This is a genomic window from Nonomuraea sp. AD125B (genome assembly GCF_041402765.1).
Classification (GTDB): Bacteria; Actinomycetota; Actinomycetes; order Streptosporangiales; family Streptosporangiaceae; genus Nonomuraea; species Nonomuraea bangladeshensis.
Genome location: NZ_JBGLOU010000046.1, coordinates 1 through 1,323, shown reverse-complemented (window position 1 = coordinate 1,323; position 1,323 = coordinate 1). Strand labels below are relative to the sequence as shown.

Here is a 1,323-nt window from a genome sequence, read left to right as displayed (position 1 = left end):
TGAATCGCCCCGGGTTCGATGGAGACCTCAGCGGTTGATTGCTAGGGCTTCGTTGGGGTGGTGCTGGGCGTAGTAGATGGCCTCGAACTCGTCGGGCGGGAGGTGTCCGATGGCTGAGTGCAGGCGGGTGGTGTTGAACCAGGCCACCCATTCGGCGGTGGCCAGTTCCACCTCGGCGAGGCTGCGCCATGGGCCTCGGGGCTTGATCAGTTCGGTCTTGTAGAGGCCGATCTGCGATTCCATCAGCGCGTTGTCAAGCGCGTCGCCGACCGTGCCGATGGAGGCGTCGATGCCGGCCGCCAGCAGGTGGGTGGTGAATCGGAAAGACGTGTATTGACTGCCCGCGTCCGAGTGATGAATCAGTCCTGGCCCGGCCGGGTGGCCGGTGCGTTCGCGCCGCCACAGGGCCATGTCCAGGGCGTCCAGCACGAGGGTGGTGCGCTTGGTCAGCGAGGCGGCCCAGCCGACGATCGCCCGGGAGTGAACGTCGACGACGAACGCGACGTAGACCACCCCGCACCAGGCGGACACGTGGGTGAAGTCGGCCACCCAGGTGGCGTTCGGCCTCTGGGCGGTGAAGTCCCGCTGCAGCCGGTCGGCAGCCCGCTCGTGTCCTGGATCGGGCGTTGTGGTGCGGATCTTCTTGCCCCGCCGGGCGCCTTGCAGGCCGAGCGCGCGCATCCGCCGCTCCACGGTGCAGCGGGCCACCTGGTGTCCTTCGCGCAGCAGGTGCTGCCAGACCTTGCGGGCGCCGTAGACGCCGTAGTTGGCGGCGTGGATGCGCTGGATGTGGGCGTCCAGCTCGGCGTCGCGTACCGCCCGTGTCGAGGGCGGGCGCCTCTTGGCGGCGTAGTAGGTGCTGGTGGAGATGGGGCAGCCGTGTTCGGTCAGGACACGGCAGATCGGCTCGACACCGAACACGTCGGCGTGCTGGTCGATGAAGGTCACGAGTGCGTGTGTGGCCGGTCGAGCTCGGCCGCGAAGAAAGCCGACGCGGCCTTCAGGATCTCGTTGGCGCGCCGGAGTTCGGCGTTCTCCCGGCGCAGCCGCTTCAGCTCGGCCGACTCGTCCGTGGTGCGGCCGGGCCGGCTGCCCTCGTCGATCTGGGCCTGGCGGACCCAGGTGCGCAGTGTCTCCGCGGTGCCGATGCCGAGCTTGGTAGCCACCGCGTTGATCGTGGCCCACTCGGTCGGGTAATCCGGTCGCACCTCGGCGACCATCCGCACCGCTCGGCGGCGCAGCTCGGCGGGATAGGGAGACTTACCTGGCATGGACTCGATCCTCTCAAGAGATCAAGTCTCCATCGAACCCGGGGCGATTCAC

General features: G+C 68.5%; 1 protein-coding gene. It reads right to left on the bottom strand.

The features are described 5' to 3' along the window. Positions 1-27: 27 nt before the first annotated feature. Positions 28-1,271, bottom strand: a protein-coding gene (locus tag ACBR40_RS47045) for an IS3 family transposase (RefSeq protein ID WP_371252950.1) whose coding sequence is annotated in 2 segments (ribosomal slippage) — positions 28-989 and positions 989-1,271 — 1,245 coding nt in all. Because the reading frame shifts where the segments join, the coding sequence is not laid out codon by codon here. Positions 1,272-1,323 lie beyond the last annotated feature (52 nt).